The 18,668-nt window shown below is 67.0% G+C and carries 13 protein-coding genes; 8 read left to right on the top strand and 5 right to left on the bottom strand.

The features are described from left to right. Positions 1-116 precede the first annotated feature (116 nt). Positions 117-2,270, top strand: coding sequence for a response regulator (locus ABIC78_RS09565; protein ID WP_502915668.1), 2,154 nt, complete (start codon positions 117-119; stop codon positions 2,268-2,270). Positions 2,271-2,431: 161 nt separating this feature from the next. Here the strand turns inward: ABIC78_RS09565 and ABIC78_RS09570 are convergent, their stop codons facing one another. Beyond that, a complete protein-coding gene (locus ABIC78_RS09570) occupies positions 2,432-3,070 on the bottom strand; it encodes a response regulator (RefSeq protein ID WP_354489258.1) in 639 nt (212 codons plus the stop codon). Further along, complete coding sequence (locus ABIC78_RS09575; protein ID WP_354489260.1) at positions 3,067-4,731, bottom strand: sensor histidine kinase; 1,665 nt, start codon at positions 4,729-4,731, stop codon at positions 3,067-3,069. Before ABIC78_RS09575 ends, ABIC78_RS09570 begins: the two co-directional genes overlap by 4 nt. Before the next feature lie 179 nt (positions 4,732-4,910). Between ABIC78_RS09575 and ABIC78_RS09580 the strand changes: the two genes are divergently transcribed. The 3 genes from ABIC78_RS09580 (at position 4,911) to ABIC78_RS09590 (ending at position 8,350) form a co-directional block, all read left to right on the top strand. Beyond that, a complete protein-coding gene (locus ABIC78_RS09580) occupies positions 4,911-7,337 on the top strand; it encodes a TonB-dependent receptor (protein WP_354489495.1) in 2,427 nt (808 codons plus the stop codon). A gap of 153 nt (positions 7,338-7,490) precedes the next feature. Beyond that, positions 7,491-7,835, top strand: coding sequence for an ArsR/SmtB family transcription factor (locus ABIC78_RS09585; RefSeq protein ID WP_354489262.1), 345 nt, complete (start codon positions 7,491-7,493; stop codon positions 7,833-7,835). A gap of 86 nt (positions 7,836-7,921) precedes the next feature. After that, positions 7,922-8,350, top strand: coding sequence for a hypothetical protein (locus ABIC78_RS09590; RefSeq protein ID WP_062784264.1), 429 nt, complete (start codon positions 7,922-7,924; stop codon positions 8,348-8,350). An 18-nt stretch (positions 8,351-8,368) separates the two neighbouring features. On the opposite strand, the gene ABIC78_RS09595 is transcribed toward ABIC78_RS09590, so the two are convergent. Together ABIC78_RS09595 and ABIC78_RS09600 are read right to left on the bottom strand one after the other, a co-directional pair. Continuing rightward, entirely contained in the window at positions 8,369-9,940 is a 1,572-nt protein-coding gene (locus tag ABIC78_RS09595) for an ATP-binding cassette domain-containing protein (protein WP_354489264.1), read from the bottom strand. Next, entirely contained in the window at positions 9,937-11,607 is a 1,671-nt protein-coding gene (locus ABIC78_RS09600) for an ATP-binding cassette domain-containing protein (RefSeq protein ID WP_354489266.1), read from the bottom strand. Before ABIC78_RS09600 ends, ABIC78_RS09595 begins: the two co-directional genes overlap by 4 nt. 259 nt (positions 11,608-11,866) lie before the next feature. On the opposite strand from ABIC78_RS09600, the gene ABIC78_RS09605 reads away from it, so the two are divergent. The 4 genes from ABIC78_RS09605 (at position 11,867) to ABIC78_RS09620 (ending at position 17,294) form a co-directional block, all read left to right on the top strand. After that, positions 11,867-13,447 carry a cytochrome ubiquinol oxidase subunit I gene (locus ABIC78_RS09605; protein ID WP_354489268.1) on the top strand — a complete coding sequence of 527 codons (1,581 nt, stop codon included), beginning with the start codon at positions 11,867-11,869 and terminating at the stop codon, positions 13,445-13,447. 12 nt (positions 13,448-13,459) lie between these two features. Beyond that, positions 13,460-14,608 carry a cytochrome d ubiquinol oxidase subunit II gene (cydB, locus tag ABIC78_RS09610; RefSeq protein WP_054131462.1) on the top strand — a complete coding sequence of 383 codons (1,149 nt, stop codon included), beginning with the start codon at positions 13,460-13,462 and terminating at the stop codon, positions 14,606-14,608. A gap of 28 nt (positions 14,609-14,636) precedes the next feature. Continuing rightward, positions 14,637-14,747 (top strand): cytochrome bd-I oxidase subunit CydX, encoded by a 111-nt coding sequence (cydX, locus tag ABIC78_RS09615; RefSeq protein ID WP_022674874.1) that lies wholly within the window; start codon positions 14,637-14,639, stop codon positions 14,745-14,747. A 228-nt stretch (positions 14,748-14,975) separates the two neighbouring features. Next, the gene (locus tag ABIC78_RS09620) at positions 14,976-17,294 is read left to right on the top strand and encodes a TonB-dependent receptor (RefSeq protein ID WP_354489270.1); all 2,319 of its coding nucleotides are present in this window, start codon (positions 14,976-14,978) and stop codon (positions 17,292-17,294) included. Positions 17,295-17,359: 65 nt separating this feature from the next. Here the strand turns inward: ABIC78_RS09620 and ABIC78_RS09625 are convergent, their stop codons facing one another. Then, a complete protein-coding gene (locus tag ABIC78_RS09625; RefSeq protein WP_168352237.1) occupies positions 17,360-18,664 on the bottom strand; it encodes a metal-dependent hydrolase family protein in 1,305 nt (434 codons plus the stop codon). Between the last annotated feature and the right edge of the window lie 4 nt (positions 18,665-18,668).

The raw sequence follows: 18,668 nt of genomic DNA on the forward strand, positions 1-18,668 counted from the left end.
CGGATTAAATTCCTTCTTTCCGAAAGGTTGGGCACGTTTCCGCGAGCGGTGCGTTGCGCTGGCGGGGGCCTATCTTGCCCTTGTCGTGACCAACACCAGGCAAGCAGGGAAACACCGTGAATCAACCGGCACTCGAGACTCTTTCCCGCGCGGAACTGGAGGCAGAAGTGCTGCGGTTGCGGCAGGCCGGCGTGGTGTCGGGCGATGCCGCCGATGCCGCCGATGCCCACCGCCAGGCGCTGTTCGAGGCGATCGACGACGGCTTTTGCATCATCGAGTTCTTTGATGGCCCGCATGGCCCGATGAGCGACTATCGTCATATCGAGGCGAACAGCGGCTACGAGCGCCATACCGGCATTGCCGGCATTGTCGGCAAGACGCTGCGCGATATTGCCCCGGCCGAGGCCGATGGCTGGCTGGCGCTTTATGGCGAGGTGCTGCGCAGCGGCGAGCCGGTGCGGTTTGAGCGCGAGTTCGTGACCGCCGAGCGCTTTATCGAAGTATCGGCGCGGCGCGTCGGGCCGGCCTGCAATCGCCAGGTTTCCGTGCTGTTCCGCGATATTACCGCGCGCAAGGCGCAAGAAGCGGCGCTGCGGCGGAGCGAGGCACTGGCGCGCGATAACGTGCAGCGGGTGCAACTGGCGCTTGCCGCTGGCGCGATCATCGGCACCTGGATGTGGGACATCCCCACTGGGCAGGTGGCCGTGGACGAAGGCTTTGCCGGCGTGTTCGGCTTGCCGCCCAGCGCTGACCCGGTGAGCTATACCATCGATCGCCTGCTCGAGGCCGTGCACCCCGATGACAAGCCCGGTGTCGATGCCGCGATTGCCGCATGCCTGGCCGATCTGGGACACTATCGCCACCAATACCGCGTCAGGGGCCACGAGGGCCGCTATGCCTGGGTCGAGGCGGTGGGCCGGGTGGAAGCCGATGCGCAGGGCCAGGCCCGGCGTTTTCCCGGCGTGCTGCTCGATCTGGAGGCGCGCCGCGCGGTGGAGGCCGAGCGCGACCGCGTGACCGACGAACTGCGCCGCCTGACCGATACGCTGGAGCAGCGCGTGGCCGATCGCACCGCGGAGCTGATGCACGCCGAGGAACAGCTGCGCCAGGCCCAGAAGATGGAAGCGGTGGGGCAGCTGACCGGTGGATTGGCGCACGATTTCAACAATCTGCTGGCGGGGATTTCCGGCTCCCTGGAAATGATCGGCACGCGCCTCGCCCAAGGCCGCTTTGCCGAAGTGGAGAAGTATCTGGCGATGGCCCAGGCGGCCGGGCGCCGTGCCGCTGCACTGACCCATCGCCTGCTGGCCTTTTCGCGGCGCCAGACGCTCGATCCCCGGCCGACAGACATCAACGACCTGATCAATGGCATGGCCGATCTGGTGCAGCGCACGGTGGGGCCGGCGATTGCGGTGGAATGCGTCGGTGCGGCCGGGCTGTGGACCGCGCTGGTCGATGCCAGCCAGCTGGAAAACGCGCTGCTCAACTTGTGCCTCAATGCCCGCGACGCCATGCCCGATGGCGGCCGCATCACGATCGAGACGGCCAACCGCTGGTTCGATGCGCGCAGCGCCGATGCCCATGAAATTCCGCCGGGCCAGTATCTCTCGCTGTGCGTCTCTGACACTGGCGTGGGCATGTCGGCCGATGTCATCGCCAAGGCGTTCGATCCGTTCTTCACCACCAAGCCGCTGGGGCAGGGCACGGGGCTGGGCCTGTCGATGATCTATGGCTTTGCCAAGCAATCGGGCGGCCACGCGCGGATTTATTCGGAGGAAGGCAGCGGCACCACGGTGTGCATCTACTTGCCGCGCTATTACGGCGCGGAACAGGCGCAGGGCGAGCTGAGCGGGCACTTCATGTCGGCCGCCGATCCCGCGCCGGCGCCTGGCCAGGGCACCGTGCTGGTGGTGGATGATGAGCCGCTGGTGCGCATGCTGGTGGTGACCGCGCTGGAAGACATGGGCCATCATGTGCTGGAGGCCGAAGACGGCGCGCAGGGGCTCAAGATCCTGCAATCGGATGCGCCGATCGACATGCTGGTGACCGACGTGGGCCTGCCCGGCGGCATGAACGGCCGCCAGATGGTCGACGCCGCGCGCAGCCACCGGCCCGCCACGCCGGTGCTGTTCATCACCGGCTATGCCGAGAACGCGATCATCGGCAGTGGCCATCTGGAGCCGGGGATGCAGATCCTGACCAAGCCCTTTGCCGTGGGCGATCTGGAACAGCGCGTGCGCACGATGTTGACTGGGCGTGAGAACGGCTGAAGCGCGGGCGGGTGTTATCAAGCGGGACCCCGGATCAAGTCCGGGGTGACGATAAGTTTTTACGTTACCTATATTTTCTCGTCACCCCGGACTTGATCCGGGGTCCCGCTTTTTACTTGTGCAAAACGCCAGAACGTCAGCATTTGCCCACGCGCCCAAGATCACGGGCGCGGGTGGGTTCCGGTCTTGACCAGCAGCGCCAGTTCGGTGCGGTTGGCCACGCCCAGGCGGTCATAGAGGCGGTGGAGGTTGATCTTTACCGTGCCTTCGGTCACGCCCAGGCTATCGGCGATATCGCGGTTGCGCAGGCCGGCGGCGACGCCCTCGGCAATCTGGCGGTCGCGATCGGACAAGGCGGCCATGGCGTCTTCGCCCGTGGCCGCAGGGCGCGTGGCGGCGGCAAAGGCGCGCTCCATCAGGTCCATGGCAATGGCGCGCTCTCCGGCCATGACGGCGGTGATTGCTGCTTGCAGTGCGCCGGGCGGGGCATGCTTGAGGACGATGGCATTGACCCCGCGTTGCACTGCCGCCACCAGGCTGGCGTCATCGAGCTCTGCCGCCAGGATCAGCACGGGCAAGGTATCGCCGGCATCGCGCAGCGCGGAGAGAACGCCGACGCCATCGGGCGCGGGCATGCGCAGATCGACGATCGCCAGATCGGGCCGGGTCTGGGCAATGGCGGCAAGCGCGGCCGCGCCATCACCGACCGAGGCGACGATCTCGTGCCCCAGGCGGCCCAGCACCTGTTCCAGCCCGGCGCGCAGGAAGGCGTGATCGTCGGCAACGAGAATGCGGGTCATGACAGGTCCAGCGGCAGGGTGAAAAGCAAGCAAGTGTGGCCGGCACGCGTTTCCAGCGCAAACGAACCGCCCAGCGCGGCGGCGCGCGTGGCGAGCGAGGCGGGCAGGGCATGGGGCGGCGGCCCGGCAAAGCCCTGGCCATCGTCGCCGATCGCCAGGCACAGCGCGCCATCGCGTTCGGCCAGATCGATGGTGATGCTGCGCGCCTGGCCATGGCGCACGGCATTGGCCACGCTTTCACGCACCAGGTGCTGGCATTCATAGACCAGCGCGGTGGATACCGGCAGCGGGGCGGGCGCCGGCACCGGAGTAATGGCCACGTGCCAGTGTCGCGCCAGCTGACGGGCGAGTGCGGCGATTTCGGCATGGATATCGCGCTGGCCGGGCAGGATCTGCCCGTGCCGCAACTGCGCGATGATGGCGCGCACGTGGTCCTGCTCGCCCGCGATGCTCTCGCAGATTTCGGCAATGGCCTGGCTGGCGGGCGTGGCGGGGTTTTCCCCCTGGTCTAGCCGCAGCGCTTCCAGGCGGAAGCGCGCGCCGGCCAGTGTCTGCACCACGCTGTCGTGCAGGTCGGTGGCGATCTGGCCGCGCAGGCGGGCCATGGCCACTTCGCGGGCGAGGGCGCGGGCTTCCTCGTCGTCCAGCGCGGCGGCCACTTCGCGGGCAAGGGCCTGGGCGAGGAACAGGTCATCGGCATTGAGGCCGGGCATGCCATAGAGCACGAGCTGCCCTCGCCCGGTGCGCCCGGACAGTGGGATCGAGAGGCCTTCGTCTTCCGTACCGGCCATGACCAGGGCGGGCCAATCGGGGTGGCTGCGCGCGACCAGGCGGCCTGATGCGGTAAGGCACAAGGCCCGCCCGCGCGCACGGTCGAACAGCATCGGCGTGGCCTGCGGCGGGGGCAGGGGCGGGATGGCGGCGGGCCGCGCCGCACTGCCGGCGGCATGGACGCGGGGATGTGGTTCTGCCGCGGCGGCCCAGGCCAGGAGGCCGCCCTGCGCCTGGCACAGGCCCATGGCATAGGCCAGGACCTGGGCCGGCAGCACGGCGTCGTCGCCCGCGTTCCCAGGCAGCGAATCCGCCGGGTCAGGGCGCGGCAGGGCGGGGCGCTGCCGCCCCTGGACGAACCAGGCGAGCAACAGCGACAGCACGCCCAGCGTACTCAGACGTCGCAGGAACTTGGTGGTATCGATCGGCACGCCGGCCCAATCGACCGCCAGCCCTGCCACGAGAAAACACAGCGCCAGTCCCACGGCTGCCAGCATGGCGTTGCGCCGGCTCCATCGCGCCAGCGAGGTGAGCGTGAGGAACGCGTAGAATGTCAGGAACGCGCTGAAGAAATCGAACGTGACGGCTTCTGTGGCGGCGAGCCCGATCAGCATGGTCAGCGCATCGATGAAAAAGGCCAAGCCGCCGAGGCGAAATTCGAACCACCAGCTGCGCCAGGCGATGGCCAGCATGACCATGGCAAAGACCAGATAGCCTTCGAACAGGAACGCCGGCTGCGTGCCGCCGAGCACGGCATGGGGCGGCGCGATCCACAGCCACAGCGTGAACAGGCACGCGATCAATGCCCGAATCGCGGCCAGGAACAACCCGGAGCGCGAGCGCACGCCGGCGGCATTCATGCCATGGTGTGGTGATGTGGCCCCGGTCATGGCGGCCTCCATGCCACGATCGCTGCGTGGTTCAAAGCCGGTGGTCAGGGCGCGGCGTGAATGTGATGGTCTGTCACACAAGTGCAATTATCGATGGGTACTGGCCCCGTAACGAAAGATACAGACTCGTTGCGGAGGAGTGCACAGTGACTTACCCCAAGGCCGCCCTGGCCTCGTCGATGATGGTGCTTGCCTGGCTCAACGCCGGTGTGGCGCATGCTGCCGAAGCACCGGCTGCTGCGCCCGCAGCCGCTGAAGCCGCGCCCGATGCATCGGCCAGCGCCGATAGCGGTTCGCGCCTCTCTGAAATCGTGGTCACCGCAACCAAGCGCGAGACCAACCTGCAAAAGACCCCGGTGGCGATCTCGGTGGTGAGCGACCAGCTCATCAAGGACCGCCACGTGCAGAGCCTGATCGACCTGGCTGATGGCGGCGTGCCCAGCTTGCGCGTCGCCACGTTCGAAGCACGCCAATCGGCGCTGACCGTGGGCATTCGCGGCATCGTGCCGTTCGACCAGAACCAGACCGCGCGCGACACTGGCGTGGGCGTCTATATCGACGGCGTCTATCTCGCCCGCTCGCAGGGCCTCAACGCCGCGCTGTTCGACGTGCAGCGCATCGAAGTGCTGAAAGGCCCGCAGGGCACGCTGTTTGGCCGCAACACCGAAGGCGGCGCGGTCAGCATCGTGACCAAGGACCCGACCGGCCAGTTCGACGGCCGCTTTGCCGCGGGCGTGGGCAATTTCGGCAGCCACACCGTGGAAGGCCACCTCGACCTGCCCGAATTCAACAACATCGCCATCAAGATCGACGGCGTGCAGCAGCATCAGGACCCCACGGTAAAGAACCCACTGGCGGGCCAGGCCGGCTGGAACCAGTATGATCGCACCGGTGGGCGCATCTCGGCCAAGTGGACGCCGATGCCCGGTTTCTCGGCGATCGTTTCCTATGACAAGGCCAAGGACGAAAACACCCCGAACTACAGCCAGCTGATCAACTACAACCCGCAGGGGCGCACGGTTGGCCAGTACATCCAGAACCCCAATGGCAACGGCAAGTATATCCTGGTGGCGCCCGGCACCAGCACAGCCTGCTCTGCCTGCATCGCGCCGCTTTCGTCGCTGATGACGCCCACGGGTGACAACCGGGTCAAGGTGGCGCCGATCGGCGTACCGCAGCAGCCCAGCGTCGATCGCACGCAAGGCACCTCGCTGCACCTCAACTATGACGTGGCGCCGCACATGCAGCTGCGCTCGATCACGGCATGGCGCACGGTTTCGACCGAGCAGTGGGACAATTCGGGCGGCGCCGCGCGCACGATCTTTGCCCCCAACACCGGCTTCTCGCGCTACAGCCTCTCGTACCTCAACCAGCGTCAGTTCAGCCAGGAGCTTCAGCTCGTCGGCAGCCTGCCGCAGGTGGATTACGTGCTGGGCGCCTATTACTTCAACGAACGCGCCCAGGAACAGGCGTCGACGCCCTCGTCCAACACCTGGAACGTCGATGGCACCGGCTATACCATCAACAGCGAAACCGTGGTTGGCCCCGTCACCTCGTCCAACCAGGGCTGGGCGATCGGGCAGCAGTTCCTGCAGCGCGCCAGCCAGGCCTTTGCCAAGAGCTATGCCGCGTTTGGCCAGGCGACGTTCACCCCCGATGCGCTGGGCGACAAGCTGCACCTGACCGTGGGCGGCCGCTACACCAACGACAAGCGCGATGGCACGCTCTATCTCGTGCAGGGCGCCGCAACCAATTATCAGTTCCACGAAAGCGTCAGCCGCTTCGATCCGCTGGTCGTGGCCGCCTTTGACCTGACCGACAATATCCATGCCTATGCCAAGTATTCCACCGGCTATCGCGCCGGTGGCGCCAACGACCGTTCGCAGACCTTTGCCGCGTTCGGCCCCGAAGCGGTCAAGGCCTATGAAATCGGCACCAAGATGGACCTGATGGACCACCGCGTGCGCCTGAACCTGGCCGGCTACATGATGGACCGCACCGGCACCCAGACCGATTTCGACAACGTCGATACGCGGCCCTATCTCGACAATGGCCTGCCCAACCCGACGTTCAACCTCCACACCGAGGAAACCCGCAACGCGCCGGGCACCTCGCGCATTCGCGGCGTGGAAGCCGACCTGACGGTGCAGGCAGCCGAGGGCCTGACGCTGAGCGCCTCTTACGCCTATACCTATACCCACGTTCCGGCGACGGCGAACCCGTTCCTCAACAACCAGCTGTACCAGGTCTATGTAGTCTATACGCCGGCCAACGCGGCGTCGGGCGCGATCGACTATGCCCTGCCGGTCAATGCCAATGGCAGCGAACTGCGCGTGCACCTCGATGCCAACTATGCCGATCCGCAGTACAGCTTCCAGAACGAATCGGTGAAGACCGACTCTAGCTTCGTGGTCAACGGCCGCATCGCGCTGGCCTCGGTGCCGCTCAATGGCAGCGCCAAGGCGACCTTCTCGGCCTGGAGCCGCAACCTGCTCAACACCACCTACATCTATCGCCGTTCGGGCGCCAACGATGCGGTGCTGGGCGATTATGGCAACTTCAACCCGCCCCGCACCTTTGGCGGCGAGATCGCCATCAGCTTCTGATCACAACGAAATTCCGAGCCCTCACTGGGCGGGCAGTTCCACCGTGGACTGCCCGCTTTTTTTTGCCCGTTTTCCAGCCCATTTGGGCAGGATCGCGCCAAATTCCGGCGGCGTCTTGCCGTGCGGGCGGTTTGCCCTATTTCGGGAGGTGCGATGAAACCGACCGATCTTTCCCAGCTCAAGGCCAATGCCGCGCACATGGCCGGCCGTCTCAAAACGATGAGCCATCCCGAGCGATTGCTGATGCTGTGCCGGATGGACGAGGGCGAGGTGAGCGTGACCGAACTGGTGGCGCTGACCGGGCTGTCGCAATCGGGCGTATCGCAGCACCTGGCGCTGCTGCGCGGCGAAGACGTCGTCGCCGTGCGCAGCGAGGCGCAGGTGCGCTGGTACAGCGTGAAGGACCCGGTGGTTTCGGGCCTGATCCACGCGATGTGCGTGATGTGCGAAGCTGGCGCGATCAGCCAGCAACATTCTGCCCAGCAACATTCTGAATGAGAGACGACAGCCAGTTCAAGTTTGCGGCAGCGGCCGCGTCATAGCGTGTCTTCCGGGACGACAAGACCCGAGGTGGGAGACACAAGATGAAGACCATTCGCATTGCCGCCATCATGGCCGCCGCGCTGACCATTGGCGGCACGGCCGCGCAAACCGCCCAGGCCCAGGCCTGGGGCGGATATAACCAGGGCTATGGGGGGCAGGGCTATGGCGGCGGCTATTACGGCGGCGGTGGCGACTGGCAGGGCCGCCGCATGGCTTTCATCTGTTCGGGCCAGCGCGCCCATGGCCTGGAAGCGCGCCTGCGTCACGAGGTGGACGAAGGCGATATCGATCCGCGCCAGGCCGGCCGCATCCACGATGCGATCGACGATCTCGAAGGGCGCCAGCGCAATGAATGCGGCGAGGGTGACTGGCGCTCGGTCAACCGCATCGCCATGCGCTATGACCGCATCGAAGGCTGGATCAACGCCTCGGCCCATCAAGGCGGCGGCTGGGGCGGGCGTGGCTGGTAACGATCAGGCCTGCCAAGATCAGCCGAGGGCGATGGCCTGTTGCGCCAGGGTGGCCATCGCCGGGCGATGGCTGACCAGCAGCAGGCCGGTGCCGGTCTGATCCAGCCAGGCGGCCAGGCGCTGGTGCAGCAGCGCCTCGGTCGCCAGGTCCAGCCCCTCGCTCGGCTCGTCGAGCACGAGCCAGGGGCGGCCTGACAGCAGCGCCCGCGCCAGGGCAATGCGCCGGCGCTGCCCACCCGACAGGCGCGCGCCATCGCCGCCCAGCCACTGGTCAAGGCCGTGGGGCAGGGCGGCCACCACGTCATCGGCGCAGGCGACATGCAGGGCGGCCTGCATCACGGCGCGATCGATGCCGGGCCGCGCCAGGGCGAGATTATCGGCCACGGTGCCGGCGATCAGCGGCGCTGCCTGGGGCATCAGCGCAATGGCCGGCCGCACCGCTGCCAGGCCCAGGTCGCGCGGATCGTGCCCGTCGATCGCCAGCGCCTGTGGCGCATCATCGCGCAGGCCAGCCAGCGTTTCGACCAGCCGCGTCTTGCCCGCGCCCGATGGCCCGGCGATCAGCACCCGCGCGCCGGGGGCCAGGGTTTTGCCGGCAATGGTCAGCGTGGGCCGCGCCGCCAGCACTGGCGCGGGCTGCGCCGTGGCCAGGGTGGCGCCGGCCTGTTCCAGGCGTTCCTGCGCCAGGCAGGTATCGGGCGCATTGGCATCGTGCGTGGCAAGCGCGCTCCACGGCTCCAGCGCGGCCATGGCCGCCAGGAGGGCGAGGGCCAGCAGCGGCGCGGTGCCTTGCGCCACCAGCACGATCGCCGCCAGCGTCACCGCCGCGATCAGCGCCTGCACGGCGGCAAGCCAGGCTTCGGCCTGGGCCACGGCATGGTGGGCGCGGCATTGCGCCGTGGCGCGCTCGTGCAGCGCCTCGGCCAGGGCGGGGGCCAGGCCATAGACCGCGATATCGATCGCCGGTGCGGCCATTTCGGCATAATCGGCGGCCAGTGCGGCATGGGCGCGGGCGCGCTCGGCCTGGCGCGCGGGCAACAGGCGCGTGGCCATCGCCGGGCCGGCCACGCGCATGGCTGCCAGGCCCGCGGCCAGCACGATCAGCGCCGCCACCCCCAGCGCCAGCGCGCAGGCCAACGCGACGATTGCGGCCGCCCAGGCCCCGACGCGGGAGACACGGCGGATCGCGGCATCTTCCAGCAGATCGACATCGCGGCCAAAGCGCGCCGCCATTTCTCCGCTGCGCCCGGCCTCGCGCCCAGAAAGCGCCGCCTGCGCAATGCGGGCAAACAGGCTGGCGCGCACGTCTGCCAGGGCAAACAGCGCGGCGCGGTGGCCCAGCATGCGTTCGCCATAGCGGCTGGCAGTGCGGCCGATCGCGGCGGCACGAATACCCGCGCTGGGCAAAAGATAGTTGAACCCGGTGACCGCGAGCGGCCCGCCCAGACCCGCTAGGGCGGCCCCAGCCAGGAACCAGCCGGCAGTGGCCAGCAGGCCCACCCCGGCGAGCGCCGCCACGATCGCGCAGGCCATCGCCGCGCGCAACACGCCGCGCTGGCGGGCGAGCGGCGCTTGCAGCAGCGCGATCATGCCGCGTTCCTCGTGGTGGCGGCGGCGTCAACCGCGCAGCGCGTTTGCGCCAGGGCGGCGAGATCGGCATCGTGGGTCGCGGCCACCACTAGGCGGTCTTGTGCGCAGCGGGCCAGCACGGCGCGCACCGCCGCCGCGCTGGCGGGGTCGAGATCGGCGGTGGGCTCGTCCAATAGCAGGAACGGCCGGCCCGACAGGATCGCACGGGCGAGGCCAATGCGCCGCCGCTCTCCGCCTGAAAGCCCGGCGCCGCGATGATCGATCGCCATGGCAAGGCCGCCGCGCCGCGCCAGCATCGGGCCCAGGCCAAGCTGCGTCAGCAGGTCGATCATTGCGGCCTCATCGCGTTGCGCGCCGGGCTGCGCCAGGTGCAGGTTGCTCGCCAGGGTGCCGGGCAGCAGTGATACCGCCTGCCCGGCCCAGCCGATCAGGGCATTGGCCGCGCCGGCAGGCCAGGGTTCCCCGTCTGCCACGATCTGCCCCTCCGCCAGCGGCGCCTGCCCAATCAAGGCAAGCAGGAGCGAGGATTTGCCGCTGCCGGTGGCGCCGGTCACGGCATGAAGGCTGGGGCCACGCCAATCCCAGGTGAGCGGACCGATCCGCGTGCCGTCGGGATAGGCGATCACCACACCCGCGCCGTGCAGGTGGCGCGGCGTTGCCGTTGCCGGTTGCGCTGGCCGTTCCGCGATCGGCTCGGCCTGGGCCAGCGCCTGGTCGATCGCCGCCAGTGCCGCCTCGCCGGTCTGCTTGTCGTGATAGGCGGCCGCCAGGCGCCGCATGCCAAGGTAGAATTCGGGCGCCAGTGCCAGGGTATAGAACGCCCGCGCCAGAGTGAGATGCTCAGGCGCGGGAAACGGCAGCAGGCCGAGCAGGGCAAAGCCGCAATAGACCGCGACCAGCGCCACGCAGAGCGCCGCGAAGAATTCGAGAATGGCGTTGGAGGCAAAGGCCACTGCCAGCACGCCCATCGTGCGCCGCGCCACATCCTGCGTCGCCATGGCCAGTTGCCGACCGATGCGCTCTTCCGCGCCGGATGCCAGGATCAGCGGCAGATGGGCGATGCGATCGACGAACAGGCCCGAGGCACGCTCCAGCGCGCGATACTGCGCCTGCGCGCGGCGTGCCGCCATGCCCCCGGCCAGAATCAGCCCGAACACGAAGGGCACCAGCGTGGCCAGCATGATGGCGGCCGAAACCCAGCTGGCCGGCGCGACGGCCAGGGCGATCAGCAGCGGCCCCAGCGCGCTGGCCCCGCGCAACGGCAGGAACCGCGCGACCAGCCCTTCGGTGCGATCGACGGTATCGACCGCCAGGTGCACGTCTTCGCCCACCAGCGCCCCGCGCGCGGTGCGGCTGGGCAGCAGCGCCGGCCACAGCCGCTGGCGCAGACCGTGCTGGAACCGCGCCGCAGCGGCCTGCCCGGTCAGCCGCGCGCGGGCCAGCGCCAGAGCGCGCCAGGCGCCACCCGCGAGCAGCAGCGCGGCCGCCGGCCAGGCCGGCAGCGCGCCATCTGCGCGCGCCGCCACCGCCCAGGCCAGGCCCGCCGCAACCGGAATGGCACCGGCGCTGTCAGCCAGCCACCAGGCGGTGGGGCGCGGGCTGCGGGGAGGGCGGGTCGCCGGGCGGGAATCGCGGGCAGGTGCGGCCTTGTGAGACAATCTGTCCATCTTCTTATAACAGGAAATCGTGATATAAACGGTAATCGATTCGAGGAAACCCGCGTTTTGCCCGGTTTTCCTTTTCGTAATCGGCGTTTGCGCCAATTAAACCGGCGCTGGATTGATCGCCGTCAAAATGCTGCGGCGCAGCGGGGGCTAAGGGCGGTGGCGTGCCCCTGTCGCGCTTTTGGCAGGGCTTCTCCCGATCGTGTGGCCTGCCGCCGATCGGCAGGGCCCGACGGGGAGCCATAGCAGAGGGAACGCGGCCATGGACATGGCAGTCATCGAATTATCCCGCCTTCAGTTCGCGCTGACGGCCATGTACCATTTCCTGTTCGTGCCATTGACGCTTGGCCTGTCGTTCATGCTGGTGATCATGGAGAGCATCTATGTGATCACCAAGCGGCCGATCTGGCGCATCATCACGCGCTTCTGGGGCAAGCTGTTCGGCATCAACTTTGTCCTGGGCGTGGCCACCGGCCTGACCATGGAATTCGAGTTCGGCACCAACTGGGCCTATTATGCCCACTATGTCGGCGATATCTTCGGCGCGCCGCTGGCGATCGAAGGGCTGATGGCCTTCTTCCTCGAAGCGACCATGGTCGGGGTGATGTTCTTCGGCTGGGACCGGCTCAGCCGGCGCCAGCATCTGGCGGTCACGTTCATGGTGGCGCTGGGCACCAATCTTTCCGCGCTGTGGATCTTGATCGCCAATGGCTGGATGCAGAACCCGGTGGGGGCCACGTTCAACCCCGAAACCATGCGCATGGAAGTGACCGACTTTTCCGCCGTGCTGTTCAACCCGGTGGCCCAGGCCAAGTTCGTGCACACGGTCAGCGCCGGCTATGTCTGCGCGGCCACGTTCGTGATGGGGGTTTCGGCGTTCTACCTGCTCAAGGGCAAGTGGACCAACGTGGCGCGCCGTTCGATGATGGTGGCAGCCGCGTTTGGCCTGGCGTCCTCGCTCTCGGTCGTCGTGCTGGGCGATGAAAGCGGCTATACCCTGACCGACAACCAGAAGATGAAGCTCGCCGCGATCGAGGCGATGTGGGAAACCGAGCCGGCGCCGGCCGCGATCACGCTGGTCGGTCTGCCCGACGTGGCGGCGCGCACCACGCATTTTGCGGTCAAGGTGCCCTATGTCATGGGCCTGATCGGCACGCGCAGCCTGAACGGCAAGATCGACGGGATCGAGGAACTGGTGCTGCGTGCCGACGGGCGCATCCACAGCGGGCTGATCGCCTATGACGCGGTGGAGCGGCTCAAGGTCAACCGCACCGACCCTGCCGCCCGCGCCGCGTTCGAGGCGCACAAGCAGGATATCGGCTTTGCCATGCTGCTCAAGCGCTATGTCGCCGATCCACGCCGCGCCGATGACAAGCTGATCCTCAAGGCCGCGTGGGACACCGTGCCCAACGTGCCGGTGATGTTCTTCCTGTTTCGCGGCATGGCGGCGCTCGGCTTTGGCTTCATCGCCTTGTTCGGTGCGGCATTCTGGTGCGCTTCCACCTGCCGGTTCCGGCGGCGCTGGTTCCTGAAACTGGCGGTGGTGGCGATCCCGCTGCCGTGGCTGGCGATCGAGGCGGGCTGGGTGCTGGCCGAGATCGGCCGCCAACCCTGGGCCGTGGACGGCGTGCTGCCCACGTTCCTGGGTGCGTCCTCACTCACCGTGCCGCAGGTCTGGGCCACGATCATCGGCTTTACGGCGCTTTATGGCGGGCTTGCCGTGATCGAGGTGCGGCTGATGCTGGCGCAGATCCGCAAGGGGCCGATCGAACACCACGACACCGACGATCAAGACGCAACGCAACCCCTGGACGCGGGCTTTGCCCCGCTGCCGGCAGAATAAGGGGCAAGGGCCATGCATATTCCCCTCGATTACGAAACCCTGCGGGTCATCTGGTGGGCGCTGTTGGGCGTGCTGCTGATCGGCTTTGCCCTGACCGATGGCTATGACCTGGGCGTGGCCGCGCTGCTGCCGTTCGTGGGGCGCAATGACGCCGAACGCCGCCTGGTGATCAACGCCGTGGCGCCGCATTGGGAAGGCCACCAGGTGTGGCTGATCCTGGGCGGCGGGGCGATCTTTGCCGCCTGGCCGTTTGTCTATGCCGTCAGCTTTTCCGGGTTCTACCTGGCGATGTTCCTGGTGCTGGCGGCGCTGATCCTGCGGCCGGTGGCGTTCAAGTATCGTTCGAAAAAGCCCGATCCGGCCTGGCGCACGCGGTGGGATTGGGCGCTGTTCGTCGGTGGCTTTGTGCCGGCGCTGGTCTTTGGCGTGGCGGTGGGCAATGTCCTGGCCGGCGCGCCATTCCGTCTCGATAGCGATCTGCGCATGACCTATGAAGGCAGCCTGCTGGGTCTGTTCACGCCGTTCACGCTGCTAACCGGGTTGCTGTCGGTCACCATGCTGGCGCTGCATGGCGCGGGCTGGCTGGCGATCAAGATCGAGGAAGGGCCAGTGCTGAACCGCGCCCGCGCCATTGCCCGCGTCGCGGCGATTGCCAGCATCGCGCTGTTCGTGATCGGCGGGGTGATGGTGGCCAAGGGGCACATGGGCATGGCCCTGGCCGGTACGGTCGATCCGCAGGGGCCGTCAAACCCGCTGCTGTCCGCCAGCGTGGCCAAGCCCGGCGCGTGGCTGGCCAACTATGGCGCGCACCCCTGGATGATCGCGGCGCCGCTGTTGGGCCTGGCCGGGCCGATCGTGGCGCTGTGGGGCATCGCGCGCCGGCAGGGCCTGGTAAACCTGGTGGGCACGGCCATGGCCACCACCGGCATCATCGCCACGGTGGGCTGCTCGATGTTTCCCTATATCCTGCCGTCCTCGATCGATCCGCGGTCCAGCCTGACAGTGTGGAATGCCTCGTCCAGCCATCTCACGCTGTTCATCATGCTGGTGTGCACCATCGTGTTCCTGCCGATCGTGCTGGCCTATACCGCCTGGGTCATGACCCTGCTGAGCGGGCGCATCACCCTGCGCGATGTGCGCACCAATCCTGATTTTTACTGACCCCGATTTCTTCTGAAAGGACGCCGCCATGTGGTATTTCACCTGGGTGCTCGGTCTGGGCCTGGCCGTGGGCTTTGGCATCATCAACGGGCTGTGGCACGAATTCAATTCGCCGATCGACGATGACCCGGCGATTTGACCGTAAAGCCTGATGCGCCGCGCGGTTGCGCGTGGTGACAGGGCTTGAAAACGCGGCGCCCGGCCTTGGCCTGGCGCCGTTTTTCGTTGCCAGTGCAGCAACTTGGCAACAGATCTTTGCGATATGATGCGGTGCTTGCGGATTCAAAGTTGAAAGTCGGTTCACCTTTCAGTATTGTGCCCTCACCAAGCGACGGCAAGGCAAGACCGTCGCGCCAAGGAGAGGACCATGGCCCTGATCGCCAGCACCCGCATTCGTTCGATTTCCGCCATTCTGTTTGCCGGCGTGGCGCTGGGCGCGCTGCCGGCCCCGGCTCTGGCGCAGGACACCAGCGACGCGGCCGCGCAGGCTGGCGCCGCCAGCGACGGCGAGATCATCGTCACTGCCCGCCGCCGCAGTGAAACGCTCAATTCCGTGCCGATCGCCATCACCGCGTTTTCCGGCGATGAACTGCAGGCCAAGGGCGCCGGAGACATCACCGCGCTGGCCGACGAAGTGCCCAACGTGACGCTGGAGCCTTCGCGCGGGACCAACTCCACGCTGTCTGCCTTCATTCGCGGGGTGGGGCAGCAAGACCCGGTATCGGGGTTCGAACAGGGCGTGGGCATCTATCTCGATGATGTCTATCTCAACCGCCCGCAGGCCGCCGTGCTCGATATCTATGACGTGGAGCGGGTCGAAGTGCTGCGCGGGCCGCAGGGCACGCTCTATGGCCGCAACACCATCGGCGGCGCGATCAAGTATGTGACCCGCAAGATCGACGATGCCTTTCATCTGCGTCTGCGCGGCACTTATGGCAGTTATGACCAGGCCGATGGCGTCGCCACGGTCAGCTCGCCGCTGACCAGCGATGGCGTGCTGCGCGCCAGCGGCACCGTGGCGCGGCTGACGCGCGGCGGCTTTGGCCGCAACCTGACCACGGGGCTTTCGAACTACAACAAGGATATCTGGGCCGGCCGTGGCACGGTGGAAGTGCACGGCACCGATTTCTTCGCGCGGCTCACCGGCGATTATACCCACGATATGTCCAACCCGCGTGGCGGCCACCGCGAAATTCCCGGCCAGCTGACCGGTGCGCCGGTGCTTGCCAACGTGTTCGATACCCAGGCCGGGCTCAACAGCCCCAAGCAGGACGTCAAGGCCTGGGGCTGGTCGCTGTTCATGGAAGCCAAGCCGACCGACCACCTCACGCTGCGGTCGATCACCGCGTTCCGCAAGGATGACAGCGCCTCGCCGATCGATTTCGATGCCACCGCCTCGCAAGACGTGGACGTGCCGGCCTATTACCGCAACAAGCAGTGGAGCCAGGAAATCCAGCTGCTCTACAACTCGGGCAAGTTCAACGCGCTGCTGGGCTATTACTATCTCTATGCCACGGCGCTGACGCAGTTCGACGTGCGGCTGTTCACCACCGTGCCGGGGCTGGCGGCGTTCACCGGCGCCAATATCCGCACCGATACCTCGGCCGCGTTTGCGAACCTCAGCTATGATTTCAGCGATCACCTCAGCCTGGAAGCGGGCGGGCGCTATACCTGGGACAAGCGCTATGCCCAGATCCTGCGGCAGAACTACCTGGGTGGCGGCTCGCCGGTGTTTGGCGGAGCCGGCGTGGCGTTTGGCGCGCCCAGCACCAATTTCCTGGGCAGCGCGGACTACAAGAAGTTCACGCCGCGCGTGTCGCTCAACTGGAAGCCGAACACCGACAACACTGTCTATGCCAGCTTCAGCCAGGGCTTCAAGGGTGGCGGGTTCGATCCGCGCGGGGTGGGCGTCAATGCGCCGCCGGGGATGACCCAGGGCGAATTCCTCAGCTTCCGCCCGGAAAAGGTCAACAGCTATGAACTGGGGGTCAAGACCCGGCTGCTGGACCGGCGCCTGTCGCTCAATCTGGCCGCGTTCCGCATGGACTATACCGATGTGCAGATCCCCGGCTCGGTGGCCTGCACGGTGGGCGGGCTGCCCAGCTTCTGCGGGGTGGTGTCCAACGCCGGCAAGGCGCGGATGCAGGGCGTGGAAGCCGAAGGGCGGCTCAAGCTGGGCGGCTTCACGCTCAATGGCTCACTTGGCTATATCGATGCCAAGTACCTGAAATACATCACGCTGATTGCCGGCCAGCCGACCGACGTGGCTGCCTATCGCAAGGTGCAGAATACCCCGGCGTGGACCGGCAGCGCCTCGGCCAGCTATTCCATTCCGGTGGGCACGGGTGCGGTCGACGTGACCGGCGGTGTGTCGTGGAAGAGCAAGACCTATCAGTTCGAAGTGCCCAACCCCTATCTCGACCAGCCCGGCTATGCCCTGTTTGATGCCAGCGTGTTCTATCGTGCGCCGGGCGGGCGGTGGACCTTTGGCGTCTATGGCAAGAACATCCTCGACAAGCGCTACAAGACCTCGGGCTATACCTATGTCGCCGGCAATCCCACCACCGGGGCGCTGACCTATACCCCGGCGGGCAACCTGATCCCGACGCTGGGCAAGGAAGGCGTGCTGACCACCTACTGGGGCAATCCGCGCCAGGTGTTTGCAACGGCGACGCTCAACTTCTGAGTTCAGCAACTGCAAAAAGGGGGGGATGGGGCAGCGCTGCCCCATCCCCCCTTTGGTCATGGCGCTCAGATGCGCGGTTCGCCGTGATCCTTCACCACGCGGCCGCCCTGCATGACAAAGCGCACGCGCTGCAGTTCGGTGATATCGGTCATGGGGTCCTTGTCGGTGGCGACGATATCGGCGAAGGCGCCCGGGCGGATCGCGCCGATGCGGCTTTCCCCGATCAGGTTGGCCGCGCCAGTGAACGAGCTGCGCAGCACGTCAGCCACGGGCATCCCGGCCTTGACCATCAGTTCGAACTCGCGCCCGTTCTGGCCATGGTGATAGACGCCGGCATCGGTGCCGAACGCGATCTTCACGCCCGCTTTCCATGCGGCATAGAGGTTCTTGGCCATGATCGGCCCTACCGCCATGGCCTTTTCCGCCATCGACGGGCCGAGCAGTTCGGGATGCTTCTGCGCGAATTCCACCACCGTAGCCCCGGCGATCAGCGTGGGCACCAGATAGGTGCCGTGTTGCTTCATGATCGCATAGCTTGTCGGGGTGGCAAAGCTGCCATGCTCGATCGAATCCACGCCGATCGCGCTGGCATGGTCGATCGCCTGGGCGCCATGGGCATGGGCCGCCACGGGCAGGTGCAGGGTGTGGGCCGTATCGACCACGGCCTTGATTTCGGCGTCGGTCATCAGCTGGGCCTGTGGATCGTCACCCACGCTGGCGACGCCGCCCGAGGGCACGATCTTGATCAGGTCGACGCCGTCGCGGAAATGCTCGCGCACTTTCTTCACCGCCTCGTCCGGCCCGTCGACAATGCCATCCTGCCAGCCGGGCTTGGTCAGCGCCGGATCAAAGCCGTTGGCCGGATCGCCATGGCCGCCGGTGGGGCTCAGGATGCTGCCTGAAACCCACATGCGCGGGCCTGCAATGGTGCCTGCCTTCTGCGCGCGCTTGAGCGCCACGACCACGGCGGTATCGCCGCCCACATCGCGCACCGAAGTGAACCCGGCCAGCAGGGTGAGGCGGGCATTGCCCACGCCATCGAGCGTTTCGTCATAGCTGCTATGCGTGACGCTTTGCAGCAGGGCATTGCCCTTGGTGAGATCGAGCGTGAGGTGCACGTGCGCGTCGATCAGGCCGGGCATGACCGTGCCCTGCGACAGGTCGATCACCTCGGTCCCGGCGGGCGTGACAAAGCCATCCTGCACTGCGGTGATCTGGTCATCGTGCACCACGATCGAGACCTGGCTGCGTTCGCCAGGGTTGATGCCATCGATGAGGTGCCCGGCATGGATGACATAATCGCGCGCAATGGCTGGGGCACAGGCCATAGTCATGGCCAGCGCGACACCGGCCAGCAAGGTCTTCTTCATTGCA

Source organism: Novosphingobium sp. 1529, assembly GCF_040544855.1.
Lineage (GTDB): Bacteria > Pseudomonadota > Alphaproteobacteria > Sphingomonadales > Sphingomonadaceae > Novosphingobium > Novosphingobium capsulatum.